Genomic DNA, 5375 nt, shown 5'->3' on the forward strand with positions numbered 1-5375 from the left:
CTGCTGTGCGCGGCGGCCGCGCCGTTCCTGCTGCACGCGGCGATCGAAGGCCGTCCGTTTGCCGCCGGCACCGACGGCGGCGCTTCGCTCGATACCGCCGCGACGCAAGCGCAACGCATGCTCGTGCTGACCGGCGCGACGCGCCAAGATGCGCAGGCTCAAACCGCAATGGACATGCTGCTCGTCGCGTGGCACGCCGGCTTCGGCTACATCACGCCGACCGTGCTCGCGCCGCGCGTCGCGATCGGCACCGGCGTCACGCTCACGCAGGCGATCGCGTCCGGTTTCCTCGCGAGCGGCCCGTCGCACGTCGGCGCGGCACTCGAAGCGATGCACTGGCTCGCCGCGCTCGCACGCTCGGCCCCGGGCGGCATCGACGCACCGCCCGCCGCGCTCGACGCCGCCGGCCGCGCGGCGATCGATGCGGCGCTCGACGCGAAACACACGCTGTACGGCTTCGGCCATCCGCTGTTCGTCGCCGATCCGCGGCCGCCGCACATGCGCGGCCTGTTCGCCGCGCACGGCTTCGACGGTGCATACGTGACGCTGTTCGACGCGTGCTGCGCCCAGGCCGACGCCCGCCGCGCGTTGCGGCCGAACATCGATTTCCTGACGGCCGCGACGCTGCTCGAACTCGGTGTCGCCGCGCCGTCGTGGGGCGTCGGTGTCGGGCTCGGCGCGCGCATTGCGGCGATGGCCGCGCATGCGGTCGAGCGCCGGCGCCGCCCGGCTTTCGGCGTCAACAGCGCGACCGCGCGACGGCTGCTGGCCGCCGTGCCGGTCGGCTGGCTGTGAATCCTCATCCATCGGCACCCTTCAGCAAAAGGAACGTCATGCTGCTCAAGAACCTGCGCCCGGCGAACGACTACGATCGCTTCGCCACCGAAACGCTCGAACCGTGGGACCTGCTGTTCATCAGCCGTATCCGCCAGCTCGCGCGCGGGATGACGCCCGGCGTGATCGCCGACATCGGCACGGCCACCGGCGTCGTGCCGGTGCGGCTCGCCACCGACCCGGCGATGCGCGGCTGGCGCTACGTCGGCATCGATCTCGATCCGGCGATGCTCGACGAAGGCCGCCCGCGCATCCGCGAACTCGATCTCGACGACACGATCGAGATGCGCGTCGGCGACGCGCTCGCGCTGCCGTTCGACGACGGCACGCTGACGATGGCCGTCGGCCGCGCGACGCTGCACCACCTGCCCGACAAGGCGCTCAGCCTCACCGAGATGTATCGCGTGCTGGAGCCGGGCGGCATCGCGCTCGTGCACGACATGCGCCGCGACGCGCCGCAGCACCTGCTCGACCGCTTCACCGAGATGCGCGCCGCCGCCGACTATCCGCCGACCCACGTCGAGGAAAAGATCACGCTCGACGAAGCGCATGCGCTCGTCGCCGAAGCCGGCCTCGCGGACGTCGCGTCGATCTACAGCCCGAGCGCCGGGCTCGGCGCGCTCGGCTTCGAGATCCTGCTGAAGAAACCGGCGCTGGCCTGAGCGATGACCGACCTCGCCTTTCTCGCCGCGCACGCCGCCGTGCGGCTCGGCGCCGACGACGTGCACTGCGCGGCGGTCGCGCCCGGCGCGACGCTGCCGCTGTGCGTGACGCCGCGCAGCGCCGAGCTCGCGACCTCGCCCGAGATGTTCGTCGCGTGGTACCGCTCGCGGCTCGACACGATCGACACGCTGCTCGACGCGTGCGGCGCGCTGCTGTGGCGCGGTTTCGCGGTGCCCGACACCGCCGCGTTCGGCCGCCTCGGCGCGCTGTATCCAGCGCACGCGAACGGTTACACGGCGGGCGCCGCGCCGCGCAAGCAGATCGACGGCCAGGTGTACGAATCGACCCGCATGCCGCCGCCGTTCAAGATCGGGCTGCACCAGGAGATGGCCTACATGCCCGCGTTCCCGCGCCTCGTCGCGTTCTATTGCCGGCGGCCGGCCGATGCGGGCGGCGAAACGCCGATCTGCGACATGCGGCGCGTGACGGCGCGCGTGCCGGCCGCGCTGCGCGAACGGTTCGCCGCGCGCGGCGTGATGTACCTGCGCAACTTCGCGGCGCCCGGCGATCGCGCGGACGGTCTCGCCGCCAACCCGAACCTGCCGTTCGCCGAATACCACCGGCCGTGGCACGACGCGTTCGGCACGCGCGACCGCGACGAGGTCGAGCGGCTGTGCGCGGAACGCGGCGTCGGCTGCCGCTGGCTCGACGACGGCAGCGTGACCGTGTCGCACGTCGGCAGCGCGCTGCGCGCGCATCCGCGCACCGGCGAAACCGTCTGGTTCAACCAGGCGAGCGCGCAGCACCCGAATCCGCGCTCGATGGGCGAGCTCAGCTACCGCTACCTGCAGCGCATGTACGGCGCGCGCGCCGCGTTCCCGTACGAGATCCGCTACGGAGACGGCTCGCCGATGCCGTTCGACGATCTCGTCGCGATCTACGACGCGTTCGACGAAGAGGAGCTCGCATTCCCGTGGCAGGCCGGCGACGTGCTCGTCGTCGACAACATGCTGGTCGCGCACGGCCGCAACCCGTACCGGGGCGCGCGCGACACGCAGGTCATGCTGTTCGACTGACAGGAAGCCGACGATGAGCGATTCGTTCCTCGCCTCCGTGCGCGCGCTGTTCGGCCCGCACACCGCGTTCGACCGGCCGCTGCGCACGGCCTCGCAGCCGCCGCCCGATGCGCACGCGCCGGGTGCGGCGCTCGGCGCGCGCGCGATCGACGTCGCGGCCGGCGATTTCCGTTTCTCCGCGCGGCACGTGCGGTTCCGGCTCGGCGCGGTCACGGCGATCGTCGGGCCGAACGGTTCCGGCAAGACCACGCTGCTTGAAACGCTGCTCGGCTTCCGGCGCGGCGGCACCGACGTGCGCGTGCTCGACGTGCCGGCCGCGCGCTTCATGCGCGACACGCCGTCGCTGCGGCGGCTCGGCGCGCAGCTGCAGAAGGTCGAGTATCCCGACCATCTCCGCGTGTCGGAGATCGTCGCGCTGCACCGCGCGATGTACGTGCACGCGGACGCCGCGGTCACGGAGGCGCTCGGCATCGCCGAATTGCTCGACAAGCCGTGCCGCGCGCTGTCGAAGGGGCAGCGCCAGCGCGTGGATCTCTACGTGGCGCTCGCGCACCGCCCCGAACTGGCCGTGCTCGACGAACCGTTCACCGGCCTCGACCGTCGTTATGCGGGCGTCGTGATCGACCTGCTGCGCCACCGCGCGCGCGGCACGAGCATCGCGATGATCTGCCACGCCGAGGAAGAGCTTGCCGTCGTCGACGATCTCGTCTGGGTGCGCGACGGCGGCGTGCGCTACCAGGGCGACAAGGACGCGCTGCGCGCCGAGCTCGTCGGCGAAGCGCGCGCGGTCCTGCATTGCCGCGACGAAGCCGACGCGCGCGCGCTGCGCAAGCGGCTCGCGGCGCTGCCGGGCGTGACCGGCGTGCGCGTGTCGGCCGCGCACGTCGTCGAGGTGTTCGGCGATGCGACGCTGCATCCGAACGTGCACCGCATCGTCGGCGAACAGGGTATCCAGCATCTCGCGCTCGCGCCGAGCACGCCGGGCGACCTGCTGCGCCTCTGTACCGAGGGCCCCGTCCATGACTAAGGTGTTCCTGATTCTCGTGCGCAACGAGCTGCTCGGTTATCTGCGCAGCCGCTCGTCGCTGTTCTGGACGCTCGTGTTCCCGGTGTTCCTGCTGAGCGTGATGCTGTTCGCGTTCGGCGGATCGGGGTCGCTCGGCACCGCCGACATCGCGTTCGACGTGCCCGGCGGCGCGACGCCGTACAGCCGCGCATGCGAAGCGCAGATCGTCGCCAGCCTCACGCACAGCGACACGGTGAAGGCGACCTTCGGCGGGCGCGGCGCGGCGGCCGATCGCGTGACCGTCGTGCTCGGCGCCGACGAGCGCACGCCGGCGACGATCCGCTACGACTTCAACGGCTCGCTCGCGGTCAAGGCCGCGTCGCGCGTCGTCGAGATCGCGCTCGCCCGCTGCGCCGCGCAGCGGCTCGGGCTGCCGGCCGCGCAGGCGCGCTTCGAGAACGCGGCACCGGCGCGCCGTCCGTTCGACTATGGCGCGTTCTTCGCGACCGGCATTCTCGTGATGGCGTTCATGGCGATCGGCCTGAACTCGACGACCACCGCGATCGCGTCGCTGCGCGAACGCAATACCTTCAAGCTGTACGTGTGCTTCCCGGTCTCGCGCGGCGTGTTCCTCGCCGCGCTGATCGTCGCACGGATGGTGATGATGGCGCTGTCGGCGCTCGTGCTGCTGACGGTCGCCCGCGTCGCGTTCGGCATCGCGCTGCCGATCGCGACGCCGGACGGGCTGCGCGCCTTGCCGATCGTGCTGCTCGGCGCGGCGATGGTGCTCAGCATCGGCGTGCTGCTCGCGAGCCGCGCGCGGTCGCTCGCGGCCGCCGAACTCGCGTGCAACGTCACCTACTACCCGCTGCTGTTCTTCAGCGACCTGACGATCCCGATGCACGACGCGCCGGCCTGGCTCAAGGCGGTACTCGCATTCCTGCCGACCAACCAGTTCGCCGTCGCGCTGCGCGGCGCGCTGGTCGACGGCGCCCCGTACGCGCAGCTCGCGCCGCAACTGCTCGGCATGACCGCGAGCACGGCGCTGTTCCTGTTCGCCGCCGCGCGGCTGTTCCGCTGGCACGACGCATGACGCGTCGCCCATTGTTTCGACGAAGGAGAATCCCCCGATGAAATCGAGCAATCCCATCACCGACTACCTGCTGCACGCGAGCAACTTCCTGCCGGCGATCGTGTTCCTGTTCTACGGCCGGCTCGGGCCCGGACAGCCGGACGTGCGCTGGACGCACGCGTTCCTGATCGGCGGCGTGCTCGCGCTCGTGCACGGCGCATGGCTGATCCGCCGCGCGGACCGCAACAGCATCGCGATCGGCGTCGACCTGTTCCTCGCGATCGGCGCGGTGCTGGCGCTCGTGTCGCCGACAGGTAGCCGTTTGTGGGGAGAAGAACTCGGGCCGGCCGCAATGCTCGTCTGCGTGCTGGTCGTCGGCATCGTGCATACCGCGTGGTCGGACGGCGGGTTCGTCGACGGCACCTTCGTCGACCATGCGCGCGCCCGTTCGCTGTCGATCGTGCTGCTCGCCGTCACCGTCGTCGCGCTCGCGGTGTCGATCGCGATGCGCCACAGCCCGCTGTGGGGCGGCGTCGTGCCGCTGATCGCGCTGGTCGTCGTGCGCGGCCGCCTGCGCAAGCAGCTCGTGCGGGCCGGCTGACGATGAGCGCGCTGCCCGACCGCGCCGCGCAACGGCACGCATTCGCCGCGACGCTCGACACCGACGTGCTGTGCGTGCCGACCGACGTCAGCCGGCCGGAAGCTGTCGATGCGCTGGCGGAAG

6 protein-coding genes are annotated in these 5375 nt (G+C 71.7%); all 6 read left to right on the plus strand.

Annotated elements, in window-relative coordinates:
- Positions 1-795 (plus strand): citrate/2-methylcitrate synthase (locus tag ABY44_RS14790; protein ID WP_431641364.1); only part of this gene is annotated, 795 nt, incomplete at its 5' end.
- A 38-nt stretch (positions 796-833) separates the two neighbouring features.
- The gene (locus ABY44_RS14795; RefSeq protein WP_021160286.1) at positions 834-1496 is read left to right on the plus strand and encodes a class I SAM-dependent methyltransferase; all 663 of its coding nucleotides are present in this window, start codon (positions 834-836) and stop codon (positions 1494-1496) included.
- A gap of 3 nt (positions 1497-1499) precedes the next feature.
- Positions 1500-2573, plus strand: coding sequence for a TauD/TfdA family dioxygenase (locus ABY44_RS14800; protein WP_027792022.1), 1074 nt, complete (start codon positions 1500-1502; stop codon positions 2571-2573).
- 13 nt (positions 2574-2586) lie between these two features.
- Positions 2587-3600 (plus strand): ATP-binding cassette domain-containing protein, encoded by a 1014-nt coding sequence (locus ABY44_RS14805; protein ID WP_059697030.1) that lies wholly within the window; start codon positions 2587-2589, stop codon positions 3598-3600.
- Positions 3593-4672, plus strand: coding sequence for an ABC transporter permease (locus tag ABY44_RS14810; RefSeq protein WP_060170278.1), 1080 nt, complete (start codon positions 3593-3595; stop codon positions 4670-4672). The genes ABY44_RS14805 and ABY44_RS14810 overlap by 8 nt, the downstream gene beginning before the upstream one ends.
- A 37-nt stretch (positions 4673-4709) precedes the next feature.
- Complete coding sequence (locus ABY44_RS14815; protein ID WP_060170276.1) at positions 4710-5252, plus strand: hypothetical protein; 543 nt, start codon at positions 4710-4712, stop codon at positions 5250-5252.
- The last annotated feature ends 123 nt before the right edge of the window (positions 5253-5375 follow it).

Source organism: Burkholderia sp. ZZQ-2 (assembly GCF_050768715.1).
GTDB lineage: Bacteria > Pseudomonadota > Gammaproteobacteria > Burkholderiales > Burkholderiaceae > Burkholderia > Burkholderia cepacia.

Bases quoted from the DNA above. Each gene is read 5' to 3' on its own strand.
- ABY44_RS14795 (WP_021160286.1), top strand. From the start codon at position 834: ATGCTGCTCAAGAACCTGCGCCCGGCGAACGACTACGATCGCTTCGCC.
- ABY44_RS14800 (WP_027792022.1), top strand. From the start codon at position 1,500: ATGACCGACCTCGCCTTTCTCGCCGCGCACGCCGCCGTGCGGCTCGGC.
- ABY44_RS14805 (WP_059697030.1), top strand. From the start codon at position 2,587: ATGAGCGATTCGTTCCTCGCCTCCGTGCGCGCGCTGTTCGGCCCGCAC.
- ABY44_RS14810 (WP_060170278.1), top strand. From the start codon at position 3,593: ATGACTAAGGTGTTCCTGATTCTCGTGCGCAACGAGCTGCTCGGTTAT.
- ABY44_RS14815 (WP_060170276.1), top strand. From the start codon at position 4,710: ATGAAATCGAGCAATCCCATCACCGACTACCTGCTGCACGCGAGCAAC.